The sequence below is a fragment of the Tunturiibacter gelidiferens genome, assembly GCF_014201335.1.
Classification (GTDB): domain Bacteria; phylum Acidobacteriota; class Terriglobia; order Terriglobales; family Acidobacteriaceae; genus Edaphobacter; species Edaphobacter lichenicola_E.
This window is the reverse complement of the sequence record NZ_JACHEB010000002.1, coordinates 520,204-545,546: the sequence shown is the minus strand read 5'-3', so window position 1 is coordinate 545,546 and position 25,343 is coordinate 520,204. Positions and strand designations below refer to the sequence as shown.

The 25,343-nt window shown below is 57.2% G+C and carries 26 protein-coding genes; 14 read left to right on the top strand and 12 right to left on the bottom strand.

What is annotated here, in order from left to right; genetic code table 11:
- The first annotated feature begins 307 nt into the window (after window positions 1-307).
- From HDF14_RS06045 to HDF14_RS06030, 4 genes are all read left to right on the top strand, one after another.
- Window positions 308-2,029, top strand: a complete 1,722-nt coding sequence (locus HDF14_RS06045) for a DUF885 domain-containing protein (protein ID WP_183974525.1) — start codon at window positions 308-310, stop codon at window positions 2,027-2,029.
- Window positions 2,030-2,860: 831 nt separating this feature from the next.
- Entirely contained in the window at window positions 2,861-3,739 is an 879-nt protein-coding gene (gene galU / locus HDF14_RS06040) for a UTP--glucose-1-phosphate uridylyltransferase GalU (RefSeq protein WP_183974523.1), read from the top strand.
- Window positions 3,740-4,004: 265 nt separating this feature from the next.
- On the top strand, window positions 4,005-4,484 hold the full coding sequence (locus HDF14_RS06035; RefSeq protein ID WP_183974521.1) for a ferritin-like domain-containing protein: 480 nt from the start codon (window positions 4,005-4,007) through the stop codon (window positions 4,482-4,484).
- A gap of 287 nt (window positions 4,485-4,771) precedes the next feature.
- Window positions 4,772-5,014, top strand: a complete 243-nt coding sequence (locus HDF14_RS06030; protein ID WP_183974519.1) for a hypothetical protein — start codon at window positions 4,772-4,774, stop codon at window positions 5,012-5,014.
- 47 nt (window positions 5,015-5,061) lie between these two features.
- Here the strand turns inward: HDF14_RS06030 and HDF14_RS06025 are convergent, their stop codons facing one another.
- Both HDF14_RS06025 and HDF14_RS06020 read right to left on the bottom strand, forming a co-directional pair.
- Entirely contained in the window at window positions 5,062-5,451 is a 390-nt protein-coding gene (locus HDF14_RS06025; protein WP_183974517.1) for a carboxypeptidase-like regulatory domain-containing protein, read from the bottom strand.
- 39 nt (window positions 5,452-5,490) lie between these two features.
- Window positions 5,491-5,691, bottom strand: coding sequence for a hypothetical protein (locus tag HDF14_RS06020; protein WP_183974516.1), 201 nt, complete (start codon window positions 5,689-5,691; stop codon window positions 5,491-5,493).
- A 155-nt stretch (window positions 5,692-5,846) separates the two neighbouring features.
- On the opposite strand from HDF14_RS06020, the gene HDF14_RS06015 reads away from it, so the two are divergent.
- The 3 genes from HDF14_RS06015 (at window position 5,847) to HDF14_RS06005 (ending at window position 8,746) form a co-directional block, all read left to right on the top strand.
- Entirely contained in the window at window positions 5,847-7,406 is a 1,560-nt protein-coding gene (locus HDF14_RS06015) for a M20/M25/M40 family metallo-hydrolase (protein ID WP_313899496.1), read from the top strand.
- Window positions 7,407-7,491: 85 nt separating this feature from the next.
- The gene (locus tag HDF14_RS06010; protein ID WP_183974513.1) at window positions 7,492-7,758 is read left to right on the top strand and encodes a DUF1905 domain-containing protein; all 267 of its coding nucleotides are present in this window, start codon (window positions 7,492-7,494) and stop codon (window positions 7,756-7,758) included.
- A gap of 160 nt (window positions 7,759-7,918) precedes the next feature.
- Window positions 7,919-8,746 (top strand): rhomboid family intramembrane serine protease, encoded by an 828-nt coding sequence (locus HDF14_RS06005; protein WP_183974511.1) that lies wholly within the window; start codon window positions 7,919-7,921, stop codon window positions 8,744-8,746.
- Between the two features lie 353 nt (window positions 8,747-9,099).
- Here the strand turns inward: HDF14_RS06005 and HDF14_RS06000 are convergent, their stop codons facing one another.
- Both HDF14_RS06000 and HDF14_RS05995 read right to left on the bottom strand, forming a co-directional pair.
- On the bottom strand, window positions 9,100-9,669 hold the full coding sequence (locus tag HDF14_RS06000) for a hypothetical protein (protein ID WP_183974503.1): 570 nt from the start codon (window positions 9,667-9,669) through the stop codon (window positions 9,100-9,102).
- Window positions 9,670-9,836: 167 nt separating this feature from the next.
- Window positions 9,837-12,614, bottom strand: a complete 2,778-nt coding sequence (locus HDF14_RS05995; protein ID WP_183974501.1) for an MGH1-like glycoside hydrolase domain-containing protein — start codon at window positions 12,612-12,614, stop codon at window positions 9,837-9,839.
- A 430-nt stretch (window positions 12,615-13,044) separates the two neighbouring features.
- On the opposite strand from HDF14_RS05995, the gene HDF14_RS05990 reads away from it, so the two are divergent.
- On the top strand, window positions 13,045-13,524 hold the full coding sequence (locus HDF14_RS05990) for a hypothetical protein (RefSeq protein WP_183974499.1): 480 nt from the start codon (window positions 13,045-13,047) through the stop codon (window positions 13,522-13,524).
- 160 nt (window positions 13,525-13,684) lie between these two features.
- Here HDF14_RS05990 and aspS read toward each other — a convergent pair whose 3' ends face one another.
- From aspS to HDF14_RS05975, 3 genes are read right to left on the bottom strand one after another with little or no spacing between them, the layout of a single operon-like run.
- Entirely contained in the window at window positions 13,685-15,523 is a 1,839-nt protein-coding gene (gene aspS / locus HDF14_RS05985; protein WP_183974497.1) for an aspartate--tRNA ligase, read from the bottom strand.
- 60 nt (window positions 15,524-15,583) lie between these two features.
- Window positions 15,584-16,876, bottom strand: a complete 1,293-nt coding sequence (gene hisS / locus HDF14_RS05980) for a histidine--tRNA ligase (RefSeq protein ID WP_183974495.1) — start codon at window positions 16,874-16,876, stop codon at window positions 15,584-15,586.
- Between the two features lie 30 nt (window positions 16,877-16,906).
- Window positions 16,907-17,428, bottom strand: a complete 522-nt coding sequence (locus HDF14_RS05975) for a gamma carbonic anhydrase family protein (RefSeq protein WP_183974493.1) — start codon at window positions 17,426-17,428, stop codon at window positions 16,907-16,909.
- A 152-nt stretch (window positions 17,429-17,580) separates the two neighbouring features.
- Between HDF14_RS05975 and rpsU the strand changes: the two genes are divergently transcribed.
- The gene (gene rpsU, locus HDF14_RS05970) at window positions 17,581-17,778 is read left to right on the top strand and encodes a 30S ribosomal protein S21 (protein WP_014267628.1); all 198 of its coding nucleotides are present in this window, start codon (window positions 17,581-17,583) and stop codon (window positions 17,776-17,778) included.
- A 281-nt stretch (window positions 17,779-18,059) separates the two neighbouring features.
- Entirely contained in the window at window positions 18,060-18,473 is a 414-nt protein-coding gene (locus tag HDF14_RS05965) for a zinc-ribbon domain containing protein (RefSeq protein ID WP_183974491.1), read from the top strand.
- Window positions 18,474-18,664: 191 nt separating this feature from the next.
- Here the strand turns inward: HDF14_RS05965 and rpmA are convergent, their stop codons facing one another.
- Complete coding sequence (rpmA, locus tag HDF14_RS05960; protein WP_158942398.1) at window positions 18,665-18,940, bottom strand: 50S ribosomal protein L27; 276 nt, start codon at window positions 18,938-18,940, stop codon at window positions 18,665-18,667.
- 85 nt (window positions 18,941-19,025) lie between these two features.
- Window positions 19,026-19,352, bottom strand: coding sequence for a 50S ribosomal protein L21 (rplU, locus tag HDF14_RS05955; RefSeq protein WP_183974659.1), 327 nt, complete (start codon window positions 19,350-19,352; stop codon window positions 19,026-19,028).
- A 668-nt stretch (window positions 19,353-20,020) separates the two neighbouring features.
- Between rplU and HDF14_RS05950 the strand changes: the two genes are divergently transcribed.
- Complete coding sequence (locus tag HDF14_RS05950; RefSeq protein ID WP_183974489.1) at window positions 20,021-20,419, top strand: RidA family protein; 399 nt, start codon at window positions 20,021-20,023, stop codon at window positions 20,417-20,419.
- A 22-nt stretch (window positions 20,420-20,441) separates the two neighbouring features.
- On the opposite strand, the gene HDF14_RS05945 is transcribed toward HDF14_RS05950, so the two are convergent.
- Window positions 20,442-21,515, bottom strand: coding sequence for a DUF4331 family protein (locus HDF14_RS05945; protein WP_183974487.1), 1,074 nt, complete (start codon window positions 21,513-21,515; stop codon window positions 20,442-20,444).
- A 166-nt stretch (window positions 21,516-21,681) separates the two neighbouring features.
- On the opposite strand from HDF14_RS05945, the gene HDF14_RS05940 reads away from it, so the two are divergent.
- A complete protein-coding gene (locus tag HDF14_RS05940; protein ID WP_183974485.1) occupies window positions 21,682-22,452 on the top strand; it encodes an SDR family NAD(P)-dependent oxidoreductase in 771 nt (256 codons plus the stop codon).
- Between the two features lie 66 nt (window positions 22,453-22,518).
- Here the strand turns inward: HDF14_RS05940 and HDF14_RS05935 are convergent, their stop codons facing one another.
- Window positions 22,519-23,487 (bottom strand): helix-turn-helix transcriptional regulator, encoded by a 969-nt coding sequence (locus tag HDF14_RS05935; RefSeq protein ID WP_183974483.1) that lies wholly within the window; start codon window positions 23,485-23,487, stop codon window positions 22,519-22,521.
- 120 nt (window positions 23,488-23,607) lie between these two features.
- On the opposite strand from HDF14_RS05935, the gene HDF14_RS05930 reads away from it, so the two are divergent.
- Window positions 23,608-24,108 (top strand): DinB family protein, encoded by a 501-nt coding sequence (locus tag HDF14_RS05930; RefSeq protein ID WP_183974481.1) that lies wholly within the window; start codon window positions 23,608-23,610, stop codon window positions 24,106-24,108.
- Between the two features lie 59 nt (window positions 24,109-24,167).
- On the opposite strand, the gene HDF14_RS05925 is transcribed toward HDF14_RS05930, so the two are convergent.
- A complete protein-coding gene (locus HDF14_RS05925; RefSeq protein WP_183974479.1) occupies window positions 24,168-24,629 on the bottom strand; it encodes a hypothetical protein in 462 nt (153 codons plus the stop codon).
- A gap of 216 nt (window positions 24,630-24,845) precedes the next feature.
- Between HDF14_RS05925 and dut the strand changes: the two genes are divergently transcribed.
- Window positions 24,846-25,298, top strand: a complete 453-nt coding sequence (gene dut / locus HDF14_RS05920; RefSeq protein ID WP_183974478.1) for a dUTP diphosphatase — start codon at window positions 24,846-24,848, stop codon at window positions 25,296-25,298.
- Window positions 25,299-25,343: the final 45 nt, after the last annotated feature.

Below are 25,343 nucleotides of genomic sequence, written 5' to 3'. Positions count from 1 at the left end.
CCCTTCGGATGAATTCGAAACGAGAGCCCGCGAGCAACTTCGCAAGTGAGAGGCTCGCCATCCCGATGTCTCAAGCGATGAACCCATCGCAAGCCGCTTCGAGCCACGTGGGTAAGTTTGGAGTGTCGCAGTTTGCTCGTCAGGGCCAAAGACAAATACCTCTTTCGTAAGCATACTCAGAAACGCTCACTCGGAGAATGGGCAATATCGAAAACGTGCTTCTCCTACACTCCCTTCTCGCCGTACACTGTCCTCAAATCACATGCGCAACTATCGCCTCTCGCTCATCGCCGTGCTCGGATCTCTCATGCTCACATCCGCAACGCACGCCCAGCATCTCTCAGCCGACGGCGGCGTCCAGACCTTCAACTACCTCGCCGACCAGTACTTCTCCGACGTCTACTTCCACTTCACCCCCACCAACGGCACCGCCGACGGTCTCCATCAGTACGACACCCAGCTCGAAGACTACTCCGCCGCAAACATCCAAAAACAAATCGCCGCCCTCCACGCCTACGAGAAGAAAGTCGAAGCCATCGATCCATCCACCCTCGACGCCTCCGTAGCCGGCGATCGCGCCATCCTCCTGAATAGCATACGCAGCACCCTCCTCTCCCTCGAAGTCATTCGTCCCTGGGAGAAGAATCCCGATAGCTACTCCACCGGAATCACCGCCTCCGCCTTCGCCATCATGGAGCGTCCCTACGCCCCCGCCGACACGCGTCTCAAATCCTTGGTCGAGCGCGAAAAGCAGATGCCACAGGCCCTTCTCGAAGCCCGCAAAAATCTAAAGAACCCACCCCACATCTACACCGAAATAGCCCTCGAACAAATCGACGGTGATATCAGCTTCTTCCAGACCGACGTCCCCTCTGCCTTCACCGATGCCACCGACGCCGACACCAAAACCGCCTTCGCAAAGTCGAACGCAGCCGTCATCGAAGCTCTCAAAGCCTACGAAGCGTGGCTAAAATCCGATCTCCTCCCCCACTCCAACGGCGACTACAAATTCGGGGCCGACACCTTCGCCAAAAAACTCGCCTACGACGAGATGGTCGACATCCCCCTCGATCACCTCCTCGAAATCGCCTACGCCGACCTGCACAAAAACCAGGCCGAGTTCGCCCGCGTAGCCAAAGAAGTCGACCCCACCAAAACTCCCCAGCAGGTCCTCGCCGAACTAGCCACCATCCACCCCGCCCCAGACAAACTCCTCGAAACCTTCAACAACACCTTCGCCAGCCTCATCGACTTCATCAACACCCACCACATCATCACCATCCCCTCCAAGGTCGAGCCCACCCTCGAAGAAACCCCACCCTTCATGCGCGCCACCACCTCGGCCTCCATGGACCCTCCGGGCCCCTTCGAAACCCACTCCACCAAGGCCTACTTCAACGTAACTTTGCCTGAAAAAACCTGGACACCCGAGCACATCGCCGAACACATGTCCGAGTTCAACGTCGGCACCATCATCTCCACCAGCGTTCACGAGGCCTACCCCGGCCACTACATCCAATACCTCTGGACCCCGCAGTTCCCCTCCACCATCCGCAAGGTCCTCGGAGCCAACACCAACATCGAAGGCTGGGCCCACTACACCGAGCAGATGATGCTTGACCAGGGCTACGGCCAACCCGGCACCGGAGCTCAAAATGAGCGCGAAGCCAAACTCATCCGCCTCGGCCAGATCCAGGACGCGCTCCTCCGCGACGCCCGCTTCGTCAACTCCATCAAGCTCCACACCGGCCAATTCACCTTCGACCAGGCCGTCAACTTCTTCGTCACCGACGGCTACCAGTCCCATTCCGTCGGCCTCGTCGAAACCAAGCGCGGCACCGCCGACGCCACCTACCTCTACTACACCTTAGGCAAGCTCGAGATCATGAAGCTCCGCGCCGACATGATGAAGAAACAAGGCGCAGCGTTCAACCTCCAGGCCTTCCACGACGACTTCATGCGCCAGGGCTTCGCCCCCATCAAAATCGTCCGCAAAGCCATGCTCCACGACGACTCGCCGGTCCTCTAGAGATGCGTTCTACCAACCTTGGGGCCTCTCGTTTCGGTAACGTATCGAGAGGCTGGCTAGTCTTTTTTTTCGGCCTGTTGATACTCCTGTGTAGTGCCTATTTGTTCTTTCCATCGATTCATGCCCGCTATCTCTTCAGCGAACTCAAAACGCTTCAACTCGGGCATTCCACTTTCGAAGACGCACAACGATTAGCTGGAAAGATTAACGCAGAGCCGTATGGTCCCTGCGATCCCTCCAAATGCGAATGGCACAAAAGAATAGACAATGCACGACTTCCGCGATGGTGGAGAGGTTCAGGCGAAACTTTCGGCGTGGTATTCGATGTGAAGGACTCAGTAATTGTCAGGAAAGAAGCTGCGTTCGGCACTGGCATAGAGGATGGATCGGTCCATCCGTCTCGGGTATCGTTTCAAGAGCAGGAGCACTGGGGACGAGAAAATACCCAACAGCCGGTCCAGGCTGGATGGGGGACCACTGAGGTGTTTCGTTATTGGTCGTTCACCGTGCACATGACCCCAAAAGCCTCTGCTGAGGACCGGCGACGCTACACTGCCTTCAACTACAGTTGTTTCTGGAAGTACAAAGGATGCGCAGACGCGAGAAACCTGCTGCCGACAGCGGACCCCTTCCCTTTTGACAAATGAACTCGCTGCATTTCGAAGTATGGCGATTCGCTAGGATTGGATACGGCATTCATACCTGAGCTAACTCTCACGGCGACTGCGGTGAGCAGTTTTACCCAATAAGATCTCGCTATCCCAATATCAATCTGATGCTGCTAGCATTTCTGTAACACTGTTTGCATCCAAGGAATTGATGACTCAATCCATGACCCACCAAAAAATCCGCAAAGCAGTCTTTCCCGCCGCAGGAATGGGCACACGCTTCCTCCCCGCCACCAAGGCCATACCCAAAGAGATGCTCTGCCTCGTCGACAAGCCTCTCATCCAGTACGGCGTCGAAGAGGCCGTAGCCGCCGGCTGCACCGAGATCATCTTCGTCACTAGCCGCGGCAAATCCACCATGGAAGACCACTTCGACATCAGCCCCGAGCTCGAAGCCTCACTAGCCGCAAAAAATAAAACCGCCCTTCTCGAGGTCGCCCGCTCCGTCTCCAAGCTCGCCAAGATCACCTACACCCGCCAGCCCAAACCCCTCGGCCTCGGCCACGCGGTTCTCATGGCCAAAGAGCTCGTCGGCGACGAACCCTTCGCTGTCCTCCTCCCCGACGACATCGTCGACGCCACCACTCCCTGCATGAAGCAGATGGTCGAAGCGTTCAATGAGATCCAATCCAGCATCCTCGGCTCCGAAGTCGTCGAAGGCGCGGCCATTCAAAACTACGGCTGCCTCGACTGCACTCCCGACCCCAAAAACCCGCGTCTCCTCGCCGTCAAAGACCTCGTCGAAAAGCCAAAACCCCACGACGCGCCCTCGCAGAACGCCATCATCGGCCGCTACATTCTCACCCCGCGCATCTTCGACATGCTCGAGCACATCACCCCTGGCGCCGGCGGCGAACTCCAGCTCACCGACGGCATCAAGGCCCTCCTGCAGCACGAAAAAGTCTACGGCTTCGTCTACGAAGGCACCCGCCACGACGCTGGTGACAAGCAAGGCTACCTCCGCGCCACCGTTGAATTCGCCCTCAAAAACAAAGACCTAGGCCCAAGTTTCCGCACCTGGCTAAAATCCCTCCCGCTGTAACCATCCGTCCACAAACCACAGCCCTTTTGACAGAAATTAGGTTCGTCTCGACCGAAGCGGCTCACAGTCCCATCGTGAGCCGCAAGGGCAGCAAAGCCCTCGCACCTGCCACTTAGCTCGTCATTCCGACCGAAGCGAAGCGTAGTGTAGGAACCTGCTGTTCGCCCCGAGCTGCCTCTATCTCCACATATTCCGTCACAAACTCCAGAGATCGTTTCTGCATCTCAAACCGAAGACCGCGCACCACAGAAATCTTGGAGAACAAATGTCTGACAAAAAAGAAAGCGCACCCACCGCCACCCTCACCCGCGAAAAACTCATCGACTATCTGAACGAAGATCTCTCCCGCGAATATCAAGCCATCATCTCCTACGTCAATTACTCGCAGGTCCTCAAGGGCGCGCAGTACATGAACATCGCTGACGAACTCGCCATCCACGCTACCGAAGAGCTCGCCCACGCCATCGCCCTCGCCAATCACATCGACTATCTCGGCGGCATGCCCACCGCAACCCCCAAGCTCGTCAAGACCTCCGAAAAGAACGAAGAAATGCTCCGCTTCGACCTCGAAAACGAGAAAGAAACCATCGCCAACTATCGCCGCCGCATCAAGCAGTGCGACGAGCTCAACGAATACGCCATCGGCGAATCCATCCGCGAGATCCTCATGCAGGAGCAGGACCACCTCATCGCCCTCGCCACCGCGCTCGGCATCGACCCACCCAACCCCGGCATCGCCGACTAAGTGCCCTTCACAAAAATATCGTCATCCTGATCCCGCGCATAGCCGAAGGCGCAGTATCCCTTGCATTTGCTTTCGCCGTCAATCGCCCGCAAAATAAACAACCGCGGCGGATCCATACGTAGACCCTAATCGGTCGTGGGTTCAAGTCACTCTTCTGGCACCACAAAATAAATGACTTTACACTTAAACCACGGGTGGGCTGTTTCCCAGATAAACGAAAGTCGATGAGAGTCAATCCCCCGATCCATCACCAACGGCCTGGAACACCGAAAACAGGAGGAAAGCAAATGAACGAAGAAGCGATGAAGGCGGAACTCGAGCGCCTCAGGGCCGAAAACGCCCAACTCAAGACTAAAGAAAAAGCCGGCATCACCCTCAAGGTAAGCGAAAAGGGAGCAGTGTCGCTCTATGGTATGGGGCGCTTTCCGGTCACTCTATACAAAGAACAGTGGCTCCGCATCCTCGCCAGCGCTCCTCAAATCGAAGCATTCATCCAGGAGAACGAGGCGAAGCTGAAGACGAAGGAGTAGCAGCTCGATATCGCGGAAGCGGCTCATTCAGCTTCCGCGGGCGGCTCCTACTTCCCAATCTTCAAATCGATATAAAACTGATTCTTATTATCGAACGAGCTGATCGTCTTCACCGGGCTCTTCTTCCCGTTGCTCTCAGCCCAGATCTCATAATCTGTATTCTGAGCCAGCTGCCCAAACCGATACGCACCCTCGTCATCGGAAAAGTAGCTCTTCACCGCAAGGCTGTGGTCGTCCTTCAAATACACCACCGCGCCCTTCACAATCGCCCCGCCGCCATCGATGACCTTACCCTGAACCACCCGCTGCACAGGCCCACGCTGCTGCTCCGCAACCGCAGACACAGCCCGCACACCCACAGCCAAAATCACCACCGAACAGGACGCGAGAATCACCTTACCGACAAACGAACGGACCAAGCGATCAGTACTCTTCATATTCTTTCAGTATACGGCTATCTCCATCCAGACCAGCCGTTACTCTTCGTCCTCTTCGGCGGCACGTGTCACATCTTCATCGTCATAGCCCGCATCGTCAATAGCCGCCAGCTCCAGAGGATCTACCGAAATCACCTCGAGGTCGATTCCGCACTCTTCGCACTGAACCGTCTCACCCTCCTCCACTTCATCGGCGTCCACCACAATCGGGTTATCGCACTCCGGACAAACAACAGCCATGATCTTGCCTCCAGGGTCTTTGGGCCCACTCGCCCGTCTAATAGGATTATAGGAACATCCCGGCGGACGCCCTCGTTATTTATTTAGCGGCCCTCCCGCCCATTCGTCAAGCATACGATTCACTTGCCACTTCGGTTTTGCACAGGAGAAATTTCGTGATCGCTGCACCCAACCGCCCCGCACGCCCGGCCCTCACCATCCTCGCAACTACCGCCATCCTCTCCTGCACCATTCTCTACGCCCAACAGGCCCAACAACCCCTCCCCACTGGCCGCCCCATCACCGCCGCCCCAGTCGACCCCGCCATCGCAGCCGCCCTCGCGCAGGTCTCCCCCGACCACATCAAAGCCACCATCACCAAACTCGTCTCCTTCAACAACCGCAGCACCCTCTCCAGCATGGACACCGACCTCGCCCCCAACACTGGCGTCAACGCCGCCGCCGATTGGATCGAGTCCGAATTCGAATCCATCTCCTCCGCCTGCAACAACTGCCTCGAAGTAAAGCGCGACACCTTCACCGAGCCAGCCAGCACCGCACCCAACGCCCGCATCACCAAGCCCACCAAAATCAGCAACGTTTACGCCGTCCTCCGCGGCACCGACCCCGCCCAGGCCCCCCGCATGGTCCTCGTCACCGGCCACTACGACTCCCGCAACTCCACCAACGCCAACACCCACGACCCCGCCCCCGGCGCCAACGACGACGCCAGCGGAGTCGCCGTCTCCCTCGAATCCGCCCGCGTCCTCAGCAAACTCAAATTCCCCAGCGCGATTGTCTTCGTAGCGGTCGCCGGAGAAGAACAAGGCCTCAACGGCAGCGCCCACCTCGCCAAACTCGCCCACGAAGAAAACTGGCAGCTCGAAGCCGTCCTCAACAACGATATCGTCGGCGGCGACACCACCCCCGGCAACACCACACCCCCCAACATTCAGGACAAGACCACCGTCCGCGTCTTCTCCGAAGGCATCCCCGCCAACACCACTCCCAACCAGCTCCGCGCCATCCAAACCCTCGGCGCCGAAGGCGACTCCCCCTCCCGCGAGCTCGCCCGCGCCATCGTCGACGTCGGCGCCACCTACTTCCACCCCACCTCGCAACACTCGCCCATCCCCCCGGGCAGCCGCGTGCACAACAACCTCATGCGAATGATCCCTGCCTTCCATCCCGTCCTCATCTTCCGTCGCGACCGCTTCCTCCGTGGCGGCGACCACAGCTCCTTCAATCAGGAGGGCTTCGCAGCCGTCCGCTTCACCGAGTGGGCCGAGAACTTCGACCACCAGCACCAGAATGTCCGCGTCGAAAACGGCACCCAGTTCGGCGATCTCCTCCAATACGTCGACTTCAACTACGTCGCCAACGTAGCTCGCCTGAATGCCGCCACCCTCGCCACTCTAGCCTCCGCTCCCGGCCAGCCGCAGAATGTCCACATCCTCACCACGGCCCTCGACAATAACACCGAACTCACCTGGCAAGCCCCAGTCGGCGCCCCCACCAGCACGACGTACGAGGTCGTCTGGCGCGAAACCGACCAGCCCACCTGGACCGACTCCGCCAGCGCAGGCGCCGCCCTCACCCTCAAGCTTGCCGTCTCCAAAGACAACGTAGTCTTCGCCGTCCGCTCCGTCGATCCCGCTGGCCACCGCAGCATCGCGGTCCTCCCGACCCCCGAACGCGGCCAGCGTCCGCCAACGACACGCCCAGCGAACCAATAACGGGTTCTTCTACCACCCATTTCAGGACTAGTATTTCTTCAAGGCAAAACTGAGTTCCTGGCTGGCCGACAGGAGGTCACACCCGATGTTGAACAAAACTTTCACCGCCACTCTGCAAAAGAGCCCTGCAAAAGATGGCTGGACCTACGTGGTCTGGCCCGACTCAGTCAAATTCTTCGGCACGCGCGATCTGGTCAAAGTCACCGGAAAGATCGACGGCCACCCCTTCCGCAGCTCTTTCATGGCGCTCGGTGACGGCACCCACAAACTGCCCGTAAAAGCCGACATCCGCAAGACAATTGGCAAGCAGACAGGCGACAAAGTAAAGGTATTGCTGGAAGACCGCCTCTAAAAATTCTCATCGCGACCAACGGGAGCGCCATCCGAAGGGGTACACACGCCACGAAGTGGCCGCCCCGCGCGCAGCGGGCCCGTCCGGCAGGACACGGTATTTAAACAAGCCTCTCGGTATGTCTTTTCATCTCCAACGCCTATGATCAAATAAGAAAAGCATGCCCCGATCCGGTCCCATCTCGCTTGCGCTCCCAGCCTTCGAAGGCACCACCCGCAAACTCATCCTTCTAAACGTCGGAGCCTTCTTCGGCCTGCTGATCCTCCGCTGGCTCGCCCCGCAACTCGAAGCGGTCCTTCACAGCCACCTCATCCTCGAACCCCTGGCTGTCGCCCACGGTGAAATCTGGCAGCTCCTCACCTACTCTTTCGTCGAACAGGGCATCCTCGGCATCCTCTTCGGCATGCTCACCCTCTGGTTCACCGGCTCCCTCCTCGAACCCTCGTTCGGCGGCCGCTGGTTAGCCGAGCTCTACCTCACCTCAGTAATCGGCGGCGCGATCCTGGCCTCCGCCATCTCCTTTACCCACATCCTCGGCCTGCGTCCCGACGTAGGCGCTGCCGGAGCCTGGTCCGGCATCTTCGGCCTCATGGTCGCCATCGCCATGATCTTCGGCGACCAGGAATTCCTCCTCTGGTTCGTCCTCCGCATCAAGGCCAAGTACATGGTCGCGATCTACATCCTCATCGCGGTCGCCCTCCTGCTCAAGCAAGCCGACACCTTCAACGCCCTCATCCAGCTCTCCGGCGCTCTCTGCGGCGCGCTCTTCGTCAAATTCGCTCCACGCCGCGGCCTCGCCTTCGGCCTGTCCGAGCAATACTTCGGCGTCCGCAATCGCTACTACCGATGGAAGCGCCGCCGCGCCGCCCGCAAGTTCGAGGTCTACATGCGCAAGCAGAATCGCGAAGTCCACTTCGATAAAGACGGCCGCTACGTCGACCCCGACGAACTCCGCAAGAACCCAAACGACAAGCGCTGGATGAACTAAGACACCGCAGTATTGAGCTTTTTCAGTTGTCTGCTCTTTTGCCGTTGTCTGCTCTTTTGCCGTTGTCCGTTCTTTTGCCGTTGTCCGTTCTTTTGTTGTTGTCTGTTCTTTTGTTGTCATCCCCGAAGGGGATCTGCGTTGTACTCTCCAACCCATCCGATCAATGGGAAGGCAGAACTCTTCTCAGCTGCCGCCTCTTGCAATTGCTCTTGCAGTTTTCTCGATCTAATCCAAACCTCAAAAAATCGTCATCTCGACCGGAGCGGCGGACAGTCCCACCGTCCGTCGCGCAGTGGAGAGACCCCCGTATTGGCAGTTGTCGTTGCTGTTTTAGATCAGCCTTTAGACAGGCTCTAGGGCATCTTCAAATCAGCCACCGTCAAACTACCGAACGCCTGCTGATAGTTGGCACTCCAAACCCCATCCACATCCCCGCTCGATAGATACACTCGCTTCTCCCCGGCAAACTCCGGCGCAAACTCCACCGTGAGCTTCACCGTCAAAGTCTTCCCCGAAACCTGAGACGAAGCCTGCGCCGCCACTACCGTGCACTGCGAGTTCTCCAAGGTCGCAGAACTGCCCGCCTTCGCCGCATGCGTCCCATACATACCGCCCACATTCGGCACCAACGAAATCTCCTGTGCCAGCACGTCGTACCGAATCAAACACTCGTTCGCGGACCACTTCTTCCGCTCACCCGGCCGCAGCCCACCAGACATCACCGACAAGGTAACCTCGCCTATGTGCGACCCGCCCTTCGGGTCCTGAAACGTCGCCGTAAACCTCTGCCCACGCCCATCATCCGGCGAAATCGCAACCGCCACCGGAACCGACGAATCCATCCTCATCGGCGCAACCCGTCTGCACCCAATCAGCAGAACCCCAAAGACAAACGAAACCGCAACGAAACTCCGATGCCGCATCGTCATCTCTCCACCTCGACCATAAAGTCCTTATATCGAAGCGCCCTCAGCTCTGCCTACGCCGCACGAACGAATTCCCACGGATTTTTTCAACGCAGCAAGCATCCCAACAGCCCCAACCCCCGCTGAAGAAACAAACCGGAACTCAAAAGTTCCCGGAAACCGCCCTACTTCGTGGCCGTCGCAACCACCACCGCTGCTACATCCTTCTCGCCCAGCCCCAGCTTGATCGCCCTCTCCTCGATGTTTTTGTCTGCAAGATCCTTCCCCTCAAATGCCCCGTTCGCCTGAATAATCCGCGCAATGCATCCCGTCCAACCCGTCTGGTGGCTAGCTCCAACCCCCGCGCCGGTATCGCCGTGGAAGTACTCATAGAAAAGAACATTGTCACGCCAAAGCGGATCCGTCTGAAACTTCTCCTCGTTCCCAAACACCGGCCGTTGCCCCGCACTGTCCTTAGTAAACGTGCTGATCAGCCGCTCTCCCAGCACCTGCGCAACCTCGAACAGATTCATCTCCTTCCCCGATCCCGTCGGGCACTCGATCTTGAACGTATCGCCGTAGTACGCTCCCAGCCGCATCAGCGACACATACAACAAGAAGTTCACCGGCATCCACACCGGTCCTCGCCAGTTCGAGTTCCCTCCAAACATCCCGCTATCCGAATCCCCCGGCACATACGAAACCTGAGACTCATGCCCGTTCAGGGTGAACTTGAACGGATGATCCACGTGATACCGCGACAGCGCCCGAATCCCATACGGCCCAAAGAACTCGTTCTCGTCCAGCATCTTCGTCAGAATTCGTCGTAGCTTGTTTTCATTCACCGTCGCCAGCAGTCGCCGCCCCGCCAATCCAGGCGTCCCCGGCATATGCAGATTCTCCGCCAGCTCAGGGTGCCTCGCCAGAAACTGCTGCGCATGCTTCCGGAACGTCGGCAGCTTCTCCATCAGGTCTTCTTCGAAGATCGCCACCGCCGTCAACGGCAGCAGCCCCACCATCGATCTCACCTTCATCCGAAATGCCTCGCCATTCGGCAGCCGCAGCACGTCGTAGAAGAATCCATCTTCGTCATCCCACATCGTGTCCTGCTGTTTCCCCATCCGATCCATCGCACCCGCAATCCACATCGTGTGCTCGAAGAACTTCACCACGAACTCCTCGTAGACCGGGTAGTGCAACGCCAGCTCCACCGCGATCCGCAGCATCTGCTGGCTAAAGAACACCATCCAAGCCGTTCCATCCGCCTGCTCCAGATAACCGCCATTCGGCAGCGGCGCACTCCGGTCGAACACCCCAATGTTGTCCAGCCCAAGAAATCCACCCTCAAACAAATTATTCCCCGACCGGTCCTTCCGATTCAGCCACCACGTAAAGTTCACCAGCAGCTTCGAGAACGCATACGACAGAAACTCCAGATCTCCCTTCCCCCCATTCCGTTCTTTATCGCTCATGTAAATCTGAATCGTGGCATACGCATGCACCGGCGGATTCGTATCGCTGAAGTTCCACTCATACGCTGGTATTTGTCCATTCGGGTGCTGATAATCATTCCGCAGAATCAGCTCCAACTGTGCCTTCGCAAAGTCAGAGTCCACCGCCTGAAACGCCAGCATATGAAACGCCAGGTCCCACGCCGCATACCACGGATACTCCCACTTATCCGGCATCGAAATAATGTCGTCGTTGTACATGTGAAACCATTCGCCGTTACGCACCTTCTCCCGCGTCTCCGGCGTACACCACGGCCCCACCTTGTGTTCTCTCAACCACAAATTCAAGTCGTAATAAAAATACTGTTTGCTCCACAGCATCCCCGCTATCGCCTGCCGCATCACCAGCGCGCGATCCGGATCCGCGTTCACTTTATCCGGCGTAATCGACTCGTAGAACGCATCCGCCTCTTTCAGCCGCGTCGCAAACACCTCATCGAAGTCCTTGAACGGCTTCGCATCCAACTCCGCGCTCGTCCGCGTCAACCGCAGCCGCACCACCTTCGTCTCGCCCGCGCCAACCTTCAGCACATAGTAAGGAGCCGCCTTCGTCCCTACCATCGCCGAATTCACCGCTCCCTTCTCTCCATGAATCACGTAATTATGAAAAGCATCCTTCACATAAGGTGAACCGTTCTCTGACCCAAACAGTTTTTTGTTGTTGCTCTCATTCTCCGTAAACAGCAGCGGAGCGTCCCCCTCGCAATACAACGTGTAATCCGGCAGCGACTCCCTGAAGATCGGGTCCGTATGGTGCGCCGAGATCGCACCGTATCCCTTCCCCTGCGTCCCCCTCAACTCCGGCTTCCCGCCATGATCCGACCACATCCACGTATTCCGAAACCAGACCGTCGGCAGCACATGCAACATCGCCTCCTCCGGCCCGCGATTCGTAACACTGATCTTGATCCCCAGATCCTCCGCACCCGCCTTCGCATACTCCACAAACACATCGAAGTACCGATCCTCGTTGAACACACCCGTATCCAACAGCTCATACTCGGCACCCGCGCGGCCGCGCTCCCTGTTCGTCTTCAGCAGATCGTCATACGGGTAAGCAGCCTGCGGATACTTGTACAGATACTTCATGTACGAGTGCGTCGGCGTGCTGTCGAGATAGAAGTAGTACTCCTTTACATCCTCCCCATGATTGCCTTCGCTATTCGTCAGCCCAAACAGCCGCTCCTTCAAAATCGGATCTTTGCCGTTCCACAACGCCACCGCAAAACACAGTACCTGGTGGTCATCGCTCACCCCCGCAAGTCCATCCTCGCCCCACCGATACGCCCGAGACCTCGCCTGATCATGCGTAAAGTAATCCCACGCATTTCCATCCGCGCTATAGTCCTCGCGCACCGTCCCCCACTGCCGTTCACTCAGGTAAGGACCCCACTTCTTCCATGGGACGGCTTTCGTTTTGGCCTCGACGAGTCTGCTCTGCTCTTCGGTCATGATCCCCTCCCTTGATCTCTGCCTACAGCGGGCCCGCCCTGCGATGAATTGAGCACACATCCTAAACCCGCGCCGTTACAAACAAAAGCAGACCCACGATCCAACGTTCGATCCGCTCCAAAGCCGCTTTCTTCATCAAAAAATCTTGTCAAGCCCCCAAGTGCCTCAAACCCGCGCCAATCAAGGAGATTCGCGTGGCGTATTAGTTCCGCACTATCAGCTAAACTAGATGTAGAGATCAAAAGAACCCCCAGCACAGGCTGGGGTTTTTCGTTTTAAACGGCAAATGTCACCTAAGTCCTTTGCTGGCAAGAATTTGGACGCAACTCCTTTGGTTGCACGAATTTAGCGGCCATTACTGTCGCTATCTCACTGCAACCATAGGACTTACACGCAGGCAATATGGGGGGGTACCCCCGTGGGAGAACGCATGCAATACACACTCTGCCGCCACATCAAAACAAACGGAACTCGATGCCAGGCACCATCGCTCACCGACGGCATCTGGTGCTACTTCCACTCGCGCCTCCACCAGCGCCACACAGCTTATCGCACCACCGAAGCCTCACGCGGCTACCTGGTCCCCGGCCAGCACATCGAGCTAACCGCCCTTGAGGATCGCGAGTCCGTACAAGTTGCCCTCTCGGTCGTGGTCAACGCCTTGGCTACTGGAAAGCTCGACACCCGCCGCGCCACGGCGCTGCTCTACGGCCTTCAACTGGCCTCTAACAACGCCACCAGCCTCAATACCAAACCCTACGCGCCCAAAGTCGTCCGTGACGTCGAATCGACCCCCGACGGCTTGGACCTCGCACAACCCGGAGCCACGCTCGAGATCGCTGACAACTACGATCACAAAGCCGACCTCGATCTTGATGACGACGAAGGAGACGAGAACGAAGAGGATTAAAGAACGCCCTGCGCGGGCAGCGGTCACTTCGTGACGCGTATACCGGCTTCGCCACGGGCCTCCCGTTGGTCGGCAGTAAATATTCTCATCGCGACCAACGGGAGCGCCACCCAAAGGAGTATACCCGTCACGAAGTGACCGCCCCACGCGAAGTGGGCAGTTAGCTTCTAACCACAGTCTTCAAATGCAGTTCCCGCATCTGCTGATCACTCACCGGCGTAGGCGCATCGACCATCAGGTCGATCGCCTTCGCCGTCTTCGGAAACGCAATCACCTCACGGAGGCTAGTCGCACCCGCAAGAATCATCACAATCCGATCCAGCCCCAACGCAATTCCGCCATGCGGAGGCGTGCCATACTCCAGCGCATCCAGGAAGAAGCCAAACCGCTCCTTCGCCTCTGCATCCGACATGCCCAGCGACCGGAAAATCTCCGCCTGCACATCCTGCCGGTGAATACGAATCGAGCCCGACCCAAGCTCCGTTCCATTCAGCACAATGTCGTAAGCAAGCGCACGCACAGCCCCCTTATCGTTCGTCAGACGCCCCGCCTTGATGTCCTCTTCATGCGGAGAGGTAAACGGATGATGCGCCGCATTCCAAACCTTGGTCTCCTCATCCCACTCGTACATCGGGAAGTCGGTGACCCAAAGAAACTTGAAGTCAGCCTCCGTTCCAGTCTTCACAAACCGTCCATGCTTGTCCGCGAACTTCGCCGCAAGCTGCAACCGCAACGCACCAACCCGCTTATAGATCCACTGCGGATCGAAGTTCCACTTCGCCGGAGTACCAATCTTGGGAGTTACAACAATGATCAGATCAGCATCGGTCCCGGTACTCGGTTCCGCGGAACTCAACTTCGCCTCAATCGTCGAAGCCAGCGGAGCAAACGCGTCGTTGGTCTTCAACCGAGCCACATCCAGAAAGTCGAGGCCGCAATCACCAAACGTAGCCCGAATCTCCTCCACCAGAGCACGCTTCTGCGTCCCACTCAGCGTACCTGCCTTGGGAATAACGAACCCAAGCACCGGCAGCTCCTTCTCAATCTTCAACGTCTCACGCAACTCCGGAGTCAACTCAGCAGTCAGCGACACCATCGCCGGCAGCCGCATATCCGGCTTGTCGATCCCGTAGTTCTTGATCGCATCGTCATAAGTCATCTGCACGAAAGGAGTCGTCAACGAGATCGAAGCCGTCTTGAACGCAGCAGTCAGAAAACCCTCGACCACGCGAAAGACTTTCTCCTGCTGGGGAAAGCTCATCTCAAGGTCGATCTGCGTAAACTCCGGCTGTCGATCCGCACGAAGATCCTCATCACGGAAGCAGCGAGCGATCTGAAAGTATTTATCGAATCCCGAGATCATCAGGATCTGCTTGAAGATCTGCGGCGACTGCGGCAGCGCATAGAAGTGGCCTGCATGAACCCGGCTAGGCACAAGATAATCACGCGCTCCCTCAGGCGTAGAACGCGTCATAAAAGGAGTTTCAATCTCAAGAAAGCCCTGCTCAACAAGGTAGTTACGAATCGCCATCGCAACTCTGCTGCGCAACGCGAAGTTATATTGCATCTCCGTCCGTCGCAGATCGAGATAGCGATACTTCAACCGAACCTCTTCGTTCGCAATCGCATCATCGGCCGGCGAAAACGGAGGAGTCTTCGCCTCGTTCAGCAGCAACAACTCACTCGCAACCACCTCGATCGCGCCAGTAGGCATATTCGGGTTCTCAAGTCCCGCACCACGCCGCTGAACCTTGCCCTTCACCGCAACCACGTACTCCGACCGCGCAGCCTCAGCCTTCGCATGCGCCTCACCGGACACCTCTTTGTCGAGCACGACCTGAGTAATCCCGCTCCGGTCCCTCACATCGAGAAAGATCAGGTTCCCATGATCCCGCCGGCGATTCACCCAACCCATCAACACCACCGGCTGCCCATCCTGCTCCACGCGAAGCTCGCCACACATGTGGGTCCGCTGCAAACTACCTAAAAAATCCAACATGATCTCATTCACTTTCAAAATCGAAGTCGCTCGCGAGGAGCTAATCAGGAAGCAGATTCACTAAGCGCGCAGAAAACTCGCAAGCTCAGCTCGAGGAACCTTCGTCTGATCTCCAGCACTAAAGTCTTTAACCGTCAGAATACCCGACGAAACCTCATCTTCGCCGACAATCACCATTCTCCGAGCGAGCTTATCGGCAGCTTCGAAGGACTTCTTCAGGCGGAAACTTCCATCTCCAACCTCAACCGAAAGTCCCGCGCGACGAAGCTCCTGCGCAAGCGCCAGCGCAGCAGCATTCCGTTCAACTCCCATCGGAGCAACGAAGGCATCAAGCTTCTGCTCCTTCGCCATCGCTTCCTGAGCCTGAAGCGTAAGGATCAAACGATCTTCTCCAATCGCAAACCCGATTCCAGGAGCCTTCGGACCGCCAAGCAACTCCGACAATCCGTCGTATCTTCCACCACCAAGCAGCGCGTTCTGAGTTCCCAAACCACTTCCATCAGGCACAGTGAACTCGAACGTCGTCCGCGTGTAGTAGTCTAAACCGCGCACCAACCGCGGATTCACGGTATAAGCAACTCCACAAGCATCAAGCGCAGCAAGCACCTGCCCAAAGTGCTCCTTGCTCGCATCATCCAGAAAGTCGGCGATCTTCGGCAGACCGTCGATGATCTCCTGATCGCCAGCATCCTTCGAGTCCAGCACGCGCAGCGGATTCGTCTCTGCCCTGCGTTGATTGTCCGCACTCATCTTGTCCCTCACAGGAGCCAAAGCCTCACGCAACGCAGCGATGTACTTCGGCCGATCCGTCGACGACCCAACCGAGTTCACCTCAAGCTTCCATCCCTTCACACCCAACTCATTCAGGAAGGTAGAAAGCATCTCCAGCACTTCAGCATCGCGCAGCGCACTATCAGCGCCGGACCAGGCTGGTCCAAGCACCTCAGCCCCAATCTGCCAGAACTGCCGATATCTTCCACGCTGAGGCCGTTCCCGCCGGAACTGAGGCCCGATGTAGAACAGCTTCTGTAGCATTCCAGTATCGGCCAGCTTGTGTTCGATGTACGCGCGCACAACGCCAGCCGTGTTCTCGGGCCTTAGCGTCAGGCTCTGCGCACTATCGCTATCAGCCCGCGTGCGATCCTGCCATGTGTACATCTCCTTGGAGACAATATCCGTCTCCTCGCCCACACCACGCGCGAAGAGAGCCGTATCCTCGAAGATCGGTGTCCGAATCTCCCCAAACCCATAACGTGCGAAGACGGCTCTCGCCGTTGCTTCCACATAGTTCCAGAGCCCCGTCTCAGGAGGTAACAGATCCCGAGTCCCGCGTACTGCCTTCAAAGTAGCCATCACCTCCAGTGTAGCGAAAGCTATGCCGATTTAGGCTCCAGCCGCTTCCGCGAGGTAGATCGCTGTGTAGTCCAGATAGTTCTGCGCGTACTTCAGGATCAACTCCCGATCCGCATCGCCAAGCGTTCGTCGCACCTTCCCCGGAACACCAGCCACCAGCGAGTTCGGCGGGATCACCGTATGCTCCGGAATTACCGCTCCTGCCGCAACGATGGATCCTTCACCAATCCTCGCATCGTTGAGGATCGTCGCACCGATACCGATGAGGACTGCGTCCTCAAGCACGCAGCCGTGCACCGTGGCGTTGTGGCCGATCGTGACCATCTCGCCAACGATGACCGGGTACAGATTGCGCATGCCGTGTAAAACAGCGCAATCCTGTACATTGCTTCGGGCGCCAATACGGATAGAGTTGACATCTCCACGTAAGACGGCGTTCATCCAAACGCTGGCTTGCTCTGCGAGTGTAACGTCGCCGATTATCTGAGCTGAAGGATCGATATAGCAGCTGGTAGAAATTACCGGTTTAATTCCTTGAAACGTACGGATCATGGAAGAGATTTTACGCTGTGCCTGCAAAACTATTCAGTTCAGGCATAAGACAGTACTCGGCTCTGAATTAGCAACGATTTGTGTGATTTTCTCTGAAAAGACGAGTATTCTAGAAGATATCCCCATTGGGACTGGTTGGAGGTGTATTTTTCTTGGCAGAGGTTCGAGTACAAGAAGGCGAACCCCTTGAGAATGCCCTGCGGCGCTTCAAGCGCAAAGTGCAGACAGAAGACATCATCAAGGAAGTCAAGCGTCACTCTTTTTATCTAAAACCAGGTGAGAAGAAACGTGTGAAAGAAGCGCTTGCACGCAAGCGTAATCGCAAGAAGGTCCGCAAGGAGCAGGATTAGTTTCAGCTCCGTAACCATAGTGGGCCGTCCCCTTCTCTGATGAGAAGTTTGAAGAGACGGCCCACCCAATCGCTAGAGATGGACTCCCGCCATCTCCTAGCCCCGGCAGAGAGAGCTTATTCATAAGCTCACATTGACCGGCAAACGAGATGTTTCCAAGAACTTGCAGTTCTGGGCCCCTTCAAATCCAAAAGTAACGATCTTCACTAAAGGTAGACCCCTCGGTGTCAGCCACGATCGACCTCCTGAGTGTTCTTCCTCCGTAGGACGGGAGAAGCGGCATGGAATTTCTGGATCGGCTATTAACCTGTGCAGACTGCGGCGGCGAGTTCATCTTCACCGCTGGGGAACAACTTTTTTTCTTCGACAAACAATTCAAGAACGACCCAAAGCGTTGTAAGCCATGCAAGTCCAAACGTTCTGGGGTCGGATTGAAGACAGGTACGGGGCCGGCGGCGGCAGGCCTGTCGCGAACTGAGACTCGCACTGAGTGCTCGGAGTGTGGGATTGAGACCACTGTGCCATTCAAGCCGACACAGGGGCGGCCGGTGCTTTGCCGGCAATGCTTCCAGAGCAAGCGGGCTCCCACGACTGGGGCGCTTGTTACTGCGGCTGCGACGGCAGAGATGGTTGCCGGCTCTCCTGGAGAACGCATTCCGGCGAGCATCGAGCTGCTGGCAGCTTCCCGAGTCTAGGTCTGTTGCGGTTGTCCATCACTCTCATGATAAGAGGTGAGTCGGGGTGCGCGCAGATTTGTACTTCACGTGGTGGCGGGGCAATTGTGGATCTTTGAAATGCGAAAACCCTGCCTGAGCAGGGTTTTCTTGATGCAAATTTGTGGTGACTTCGTGGTGACTGATGGTCAGTTGCTGGTGAACTGTGGCGCTTAGACAGGAACTGAAGTCAGCTCTGCGGGGTCGACGTTTACGAAGCGACCCTGCTGGCCCTTGTCCTGGAAGCGGACAATGCCATTGACCTTGGCGAAGAGGGTGTCGTCCTTGCCGCGACCGACGTTGGCGCCGGGCTTGAGCGGGGTGCCACGCTGACGGACGATGATGCCGCCGCCGAGGATCGTCTGACCACCGAATACCTTGACTCCGAGCCGCTGAGCGTTTGAGTCGCGGCCGTTTTTAGAAGAACCTAAACCTTTTTTATGTGCCATTCGATTGCCTCTTTCGCGCTGCCCTCTGGGCCTTTGCGCTCACTGAATCTTGAATTCCAAACTTAAACTTAGGGGAAGCCTAGTCTTACGCTTCCTTGAAGCTCTTGCCGTTGACGAGGATCTCGTTGATCTTGACCTCGACGAAGTTCTGACGGTGACCCTGCATCTTCTTGTACTGCTTCTTGCGCTTGAGCTTGAAGACGAGGATCTTTTCGCCGCGACCGTGGGCGACGACGGAGGCGAGAACCTTCGCGCCGGTGAGGTCGGACTCGAACTTACCCTCTTCGCCGCTGACGGCGAGGATGTCGGAGAACTCGATGTTGCCGTTCTCGTGGGCGGTGGTTTCAATCTTCAACTTCTCGCCAGGGGAGACCAGATACTGTTTGCCGCCGGTGCGGATGACTGCGTACATGACTAGAACCTCAAGCGGGGTCGCATAATGCTGACCGCTTTCTTCAGAAAATAGATTGTGCTGCATGGGCGCATACAGGAGCACTACAGTAAGCCAACCGGTCAAGCCATCGCAGTCTGTTTTCCAATGACCGCCGGGCCTAAGCCTGTCGTCCCTGCAACCCTTGAGATGAAGACACATGGGTTGCAGCGCCAAACTTAATGAGTGTATCGCGTTCCTGGAGGGGGGTCAACGATAGGTGTTCTAATTTGCGTTCTTTCCTTTCATTTCGGCTACCCTCCCCCTCCCTCGGGGGGGAATTTTGCAAGCAAGCCTATTGTTTTGATGAGTTTACAAGGGTATGGTGTCTGCAAAATATTGATTCCAGGTAATTTACGTACAAAATACTTGTTTTGTTGGAGTTGCGGCTCCGTGATCCTTATCGGCCGGATCTCTTCCGTCAGAACAAGGTTCCTTCTTTAATTGTACCCAGTTGGATGGGGAAATACGCAACGTGAAAAGCTGCGACTGGAGCGGGTTTCGTGAATGTTGGGGCTTGACAAGATTTATCGGTGTGCCGCGTCGGATTGGCGTGTCAGGTGACGGGTGCAAAGGCGATTTATCATTCCCAAATCTAGGCAGAAGCCCATTTCAGCAGCTAGTCGAGATATTGGAGACTTGAAAACCTCATGACCCGAAAGAATACGATTCACGATATCGGCGTAGCAAAACACATTGGGAACTACAGCGACGCGGTTGAATCAGCGAGTCCAGGTCGAATGCTGTTTCTTTCTGGCACTCCGGGTCTTGCCCCCGACGGAAAACTGCCCAAAACGTTCGAGGAACAAGCCGAACAAGCTTGGAAGAACGTATTCGCGCTACTCGACCTGGCGGTAATGGGCCCTGAACATCTAGTGAAGATCTCTCAGTACCTGGTGCGGAGTGAAGATCTCCCGCTTTACCCGCCAATTCGCAATAAATGGCTAAAGGACCATCGTCCGGCATCCATGCTTGTCATAGTCCCGGCGCTTGTGCGGCCAGACATTCTCATCGAAATCGAAGCCTACGCGGTAGCTCCCACCGACTGATATGGTGCTGGATCCTGTTGTTTCATTTTTTTGAGGGATGCGGCACCGGGGTTACTCCAATCTGCTCGTCTTTCGTATATGGAGCTCCATAGTAGGGAAACTCAACGCTGATGCGGTCATGATCGGGCGATACTCCGTCGGCAAGCGGCTTGTTGCACGCCAGCGACAGCATCACATCCATTACGTCGTCGCCCAGGGAACGTCCATTGAATCGACCGCGCTCAAAGGTCGCTGGCGTTCCAAGCTCATAAGGCAAGGTAACGGGACACAACAGAGCAGCGGTTTGCCTGCCGTACTCCGAGGGGTTTTCGGCAGAACCTGCGTAAGTCGTCATCTTCTCTGTGAAGTCCGCGACGGCCTTCGAAAAACGATCTACATCTTCAGACGGCGCGGACGTATTGAACTGCTCCTTCAAATCCTGTGAGGTCGGATCGTTGAGGAAGATATGCGTAATCAGAGGCAGGCCCCAACGCGAGACCTGCATCTCGGGTGCGTGCCCATAAAGTGAGATCGTCGCCCAGGAATGGACTTTCCCCTGGCCGATGAGATCAGTTGGAACCTCGAGAACGATCGCCGTTACGTTTCGCCGTGCGAAAAAGTTTTGTGGATGTTGGAAGGCGTCGCCATCATATCGGTGGTTCTGATAGAAAGCAGTGAGGAGCGCGTGAAGCGCAGAAGCATCGCCTGCGAAGAGCTCTGGTGCAATGCCGACGTACGCGCGCACACCTGACTTGGTCGCGACCTTCCCGGTCTCGCCTTCTACGAGGAGATCGCCGGCAGCTCCACGAACAGCATCGTCGCCTGTCGCTCTGCGTACCTCAAAACTCTGGACATGAAGATGCTCCTCGCCGTCTGCATGTCGCGGTTCGGCGAAGCGAAATTTAAACGTGACATCCTCATGCGCGTCGCCATCAAGGTCAAACCGGAATGCATAGAGGCCTTCGGGGTGAAGGGCGTCCGAAGCCGATAAGCCCACATCCGGGTTGACGATCATGGCCATCACCGTTGTTCCAGGAACGCCTTCGAAGAGGTAAAAGTCGCAGAGGTTCAGACTTGGGTCTTCCTTGGCAAGCTTGGTATCAAAGTGGTGAGACATAGCAACTCCTGAGAATCGACAGTCTCGCGATTGTAACGGGGAAGCGGGTCCAGAGATATTAACGTGACTCAGCAAGCAGATGCTATCTGAATTGGTAACTGTAAGTCGGCTTGTGGGTAGCAACCCGCCGACGTCTCACGAACGATCCATGCAGTAATCTTTTTGCATGAAGATTGCGGTTGTTACTGGTGCGGCGCAGGGGATTGGACGTCGGGCTGCAGAGGTTTTGGCGGCGGCGGGGTACGGGTTGCTGCTGATGGATCTGCAGGCTTGCGCTGCTACGGCGGAGGTGGTGAAGAAGGCCGGGGTTGAGGTTGAAGAGGTGGTGGGGGACATCTCGGATGAGGCTGTGGTGAAGCGTGCGGTGGAGGCGGTGCGCTCGCGGTGGGGTCGCGCGGATGTGTTGGTGAACAATGCGGGGATTAGCTTCATTGCGCCGGCAGAGACCGTGGAGGGGAAGGCGTTTCTGCGGGTGCTAGAGGTGAATCTGCTCGCTCCGTTTCTGCTGGCGAAGGCGTTTGGCGCGATGATGCTGGAGCAGAAGAGCGGAAGCATTGTGAATGTGGCCTCGATTGCGGGGCTGGTGGGGATTGGGGATCGGTCGGCGTATAACGCCTCGAAGCATGGACTGATTGGGTTGACGCGGACGCTTGCGGCGGAGTGGGGTGGGCGTGGAGTGCGGTGTAACGCGGTGTGTCCGGGGTGGGTGAAGACGGAGATGGATGTGGCGGATCAGGCGGGTGGAGGTTATAACGACGCGGATATTGAAGGGGCGAATCCTATGGGACGGTTTGCGTCGCCGGAGGATATTGCGCAGGCGATTTTGTTTCTGGCGGAGCCTGAGCGGAGTGGGTTTGTGAATGGGCAGGCGCTGGCGGTGGACGGTGGATGGACTGTGGATGGGAGCTGGCAGAGTCTGCGGATGCGGAAGCGATAGCGGGGAGCTTTGTTAGAACGAGTGAGCCGCGAGATGGTGTTTGATGGAGATGGTTCGACTTTTTAGTTATCGACGTTGTTGCGAGGCACGGTGCATGCGGCGGATTTCGGATTTGATGTCTTTGCAGAGTTCTGGTGGTGCGACCGCTACTGCGTGGGAGCCGAGGCCAAGGACCACGAAGTGGGCTTGCTGGTAGCTTTCAAACTCGATGTGAAAGAGACGCCAGCCCTTCTGCAGAGTGCGTGCTGCGCGATGGTGGAGCTCAGGAACCATGGGACACCAACGCTCGATGGAGGCGACGCCTTTGTCTGAGAGTGCGAGGATGGTGGCGATGGTTTGGTGGCGGTCCTTGAGAGCTGCCGTGCTTTGTTTCCAGTGGGCGGCGAGATCGAAGTCGGGTGGCCTGATGGATGGGAGTGCGAGCACGACTGCTTCGCGCATGCGAGAGATGCGGTAGGTACGGGTGCCGGCATAGGATTGTGCGATGAGGTACCAGACGGTTTGCTTGCAGACGAGGCCGAGAGGGTCGACGGTGCGGGAACTTAGTTCGCCGTCGGCGCGGGTGTAGAGGAAGGTGAGTTTGCAGTCGCGGGCGAGAGCGTCCTGCACGATGGGGAGCATGGAGAGGTCTTCGGGGGAGGGTCTCCAGCCGGTGGGGTCGATGTGCAGGCGAGCCTGGATGGAGTGGGCCTGAAGACGCATGGAGGTGGGCATGGAGGCCATGAGCTTGTCGAAGGCGCGCTGGGCTGCTGCGGTGAGTCTGCGGTCGCCAAGGGCGCTGGGCTGGGCCATGAGCAGGGCTTGAAGTTCAGCGTCGTCGAGGCCGGGGACTTTGGTGCGCCAGCCTTTTTGTAGCTCCCAGCCACCGGTTGGACCACGGTGGGCGATGAGCGGAATGCCCGCGGTGCAGAGGGCTTCCATGTCGCGATGGGCGGTGCGCTGGGAGATTTCGAGGCGCTCTGCTACTTCTCTGGTGGAGAGACGGCCGTGGGCTTGAAGAAGCATAAGAGTGGAGAGGAGACGATCCGACTTCATTCGATTTGTCTGTGCTCCTTTCTTTTTTTCAGAGTTATTTCTTTAATATGACAGCGCATGTCATATTTTGGCGAATAACTTATGGATTGAGAGCCAGAGGCTTTCTGAGGAGGAAGTGGGATGGAGTTCAAACGATATTTTCTGGAGCAGCTGGAGAGCGAAGCAGATGCGTCACGGAAGGCGATTGAGCGGGTGCCTGAAGGGCAGAACTCGTGGAAGCCGCATGAGAAGTCGATGGAGCTGGGAAAGCTGGCGGCTCTGGTGGCGACGATGCCGGGATGGGTGGCGCTGATGATCGATCACGATGAGCTGGATTTGAATGGGAATGGGAAGAAATTTCAGACGAAGGCGGTGGAGACGCGGGCTGAGTTGGCTTCGCTGCTCGAGGAAGGGCTGAAGGCTTCGCGAAAGTCGCTGGAGAACACTACCGAGGAGCATCTGATGAAGACTTGGAAGCTGAAGATGGGGGATCAGGTGCTATCGGAGGGGCCGCGGTACGTCACGATTTCAAATGGCGCGCTGAGCCACATGGCACATCATCGTGGACAGCTTACGGTTTATCTGCGGCTGAAGGATGCGAAGGTGCCGGCGATCTATGGGCCTAGCGCGGATGAGTTTTAGTAGGAGAAGGTTCGCTAGTTGGAGGAGCGGATAGCAGGATGAACCTGCTATCTGCTTCTTCAGGCTGCTAGTTCGAGGGTTTGGTAGTGCAGGTCTTCGAGCCAGTGGGCGAGGTCGAGTTTGCGGCTGGTGAGGTCGCGGGAGGCGATTAGGCTGAGGATGGCGTCCTGTAGATCGGTGTGGAGCTCAGTGAAGGAGTAGCAGGTGCGAGTGCGGGTGATGGTTTCGATTTCGTCCAGGCCGAGACGGTAGTCAAAGGCGATGGGGGGCGCGGGGGCGTCGGGTGGGGCTGTAGCGGCGCTGGTGACGAGGGTTGCGTCGAGGCGGGAGGCGGCGTAGTACGAACCGGAATGGGAGAGGAGCAGGGTGATCGCCTGAAGGGTGGCGAACTGGGCGGGGTTGAGGTTCTGGGGGATGTAAAGGGTGCCGCTGTCGATGAGGCGCTTCAGCCAGATGGTTGGCGAAGGGGCCGTTGTACGGCGCAAAGGAGCTACAGTCATCTGTTCGGTATTGATGGCCACGATACGACTCTCCTGTTGGTTCGGGCACTGCATATGTAGACGTCCCTCGTTAGTGATTTGACTCTGAGAAGGGGAGGAAAAGCCGAAAAATGAGCGCGGGGTTCTCCCCCAAAGGTGGGATACAAAACTGTTGGATGCTATGTGGGATGTGGATAAATGGGGCCATAATTCTGGCTCGGGTGAGAATAGGGTTCGGAAGATTTTTTGGGAGGGTTGATGGGGTTCGGAGCGGAAGATCTGGTGCGGATTCGGGTGGTGAAGTTGCAGCCGGAGGCTCAGCTGCCGCGGTATGCGCATACGGGGGAGTTTGGGGATTTGGCGGCGGATCTTTATGCGGTGACTGGGGCGACGCTGGAGGCGGGAACGACGATGGCGGTGGCTACGGGGGTAGCGATGGAGTTCCCTTCGACGCATGGGGCGCTGGTGGAGGACCGGTCGGGGCTTGCGGTGCGTGGGGTGACGACGCTGGCGGGGGTGATCGATCCGGGTTACAGGGGCGAGATCAAAGTGGTGATGACGAATTTGAGCGCGGCGGCGGTGGAGGTCAAGGCGGGGGATCGAATTGCGCAGCTGCGAATTGTGAGGAGGATTGAGGCGGTTTTTGAAGAGGTGAGTGAGTTGGTGGAGGCTCCGCGGGGGGTGAGGGGGTTTGGAAGCACGGGGAGCTAGTTCTGCGGCGGCGGCGTATGCTTTCGGCTACTGGATTGTGAGACC

Bases quoted from the DNA above. Each gene is read 5' to 3' on its own strand.
- HDF14_RS05965 (WP_183974491.1), top strand. From the start codon at position 18,060: ATGGAATTTCTGGATCGGCTATTAACCTGTGCAGACTGCGGCGGCGAG.
- aspS (WP_183974497.1), bottom strand. From the start codon at position 15,523: ATGTTGGATTTTTTAGGTAGTTTGCAGCGGACCCACATGTGTGGCGAG.
- HDF14_RS06020 (WP_183974516.1), bottom strand. From the start codon at position 5,691: ATGGCTGTTGTTTGTCCGGAGTGCGATAACCCGATTGTGGTGGACGCC.
- HDF14_RS06010 (WP_183974513.1), top strand. From the start codon at position 7,492: ATGTTGAACAAAACTTTCACCGCCACTCTGCAAAAGAGCCCTGCAAAA.
- HDF14_RS06045 (WP_183974525.1), top strand. From the start codon at position 308: ATGCTCACATCCGCAACGCACGCCCAGCATCTCTCAGCCGACGGCGGC.
- HDF14_RS05990 (WP_183974499.1), top strand. From the start codon at position 13,045: ATGCAATACACACTCTGCCGCCACATCAAAACAAACGGAACTCGATGC.
- hisS (WP_183974495.1), bottom strand. From the start codon at position 16,876: ATGGCTACTTTGAAGGCAGTACGCGGGACTCGGGATCTGTTACCTCCT.
- HDF14_RS05940 (WP_183974485.1), top strand. From the start codon at position 21,682: ATGAAGATTGCGGTTGTTACTGGTGCGGCGCAGGGGATTGGACGTCGG.
- HDF14_RS05995 (WP_183974501.1), bottom strand. From the start codon at position 12,614: ATGACCGAAGAGCAGAGCAGACTCGTCGAGGCCAAAACGAAAGCCGTC.
- HDF14_RS06035 (WP_183974521.1), top strand. From the start codon at position 4,005: ATGTCTGACAAAAAAGAAAGCGCACCCACCGCCACCCTCACCCGCGAA.
- HDF14_RS05930 (WP_183974481.1), top strand. From the start codon at position 23,608: ATGGAGTTCAAACGATATTTTCTGGAGCAGCTGGAGAGCGAAGCAGAT.
- dut (WP_183974478.1), top strand. From the start codon at position 24,846: ATGGGGTTCGGAGCGGAAGATCTGGTGCGGATTCGGGTGGTGAAGTTG.
- HDF14_RS06005 (WP_183974511.1), top strand. From the start codon at position 7,919: ATGCCCCGATCCGGTCCCATCTCGCTTGCGCTCCCAGCCTTCGAAGGC.
- HDF14_RS05945 (WP_183974487.1), bottom strand. From the start codon at position 21,515: ATGTCTCACCACTTTGATACCAAGCTTGCCAAGGAAGACCCAAGTCTG.
- HDF14_RS06025 (WP_183974517.1), bottom strand. From the start codon at position 5,451: ATGAAGAGTACTGATCGCTTGGTCCGTTCGTTTGTCGGTAAGGTGATT.
- HDF14_RS05935 (WP_183974483.1), bottom strand. From the start codon at position 23,487: ATGAAGTCGGATCGTCTCCTCTCCACTCTTATGCTTCTTCAAGCCCAC.
- HDF14_RS06000 (WP_183974503.1), bottom strand. From the start codon at position 9,669: ATGCGGCATCGGAGTTTCGTTGCGGTTTCGTTTGTCTTTGGGGTTCTG.
- HDF14_RS06030 (WP_183974519.1), top strand. From the start codon at position 4,772: ATGAACGAAGAAGCGATGAAGGCGGAACTCGAGCGCCTCAGGGCCGAA.
- HDF14_RS05975 (WP_183974493.1), bottom strand. From the start codon at position 17,428: ATGATCCGTACGTTTCAAGGAATTAAACCGGTAATTTCTACCAGCTGC.
- galU (WP_183974523.1), top strand. From the start codon at position 2,861: ATGACCCACCAAAAAATCCGCAAAGCAGTCTTTCCCGCCGCAGGAATG.
- rpmA (WP_158942398.1), bottom strand. From the start codon at position 18,940: ATGGCACATAAAAAAGGTTTAGGTTCTTCTAAAAACGGCCGCGACTCA.
- rplU (WP_183974659.1), bottom strand. From the start codon at position 19,352: ATGTACGCAGTCATCCGCACCGGCGGCAAACAGTATCTGGTCTCCCCT.
- HDF14_RS05950 (WP_183974489.1), top strand. From the start codon at position 20,021: ATGACCCGAAAGAATACGATTCACGATATCGGCGTAGCAAAACACATT.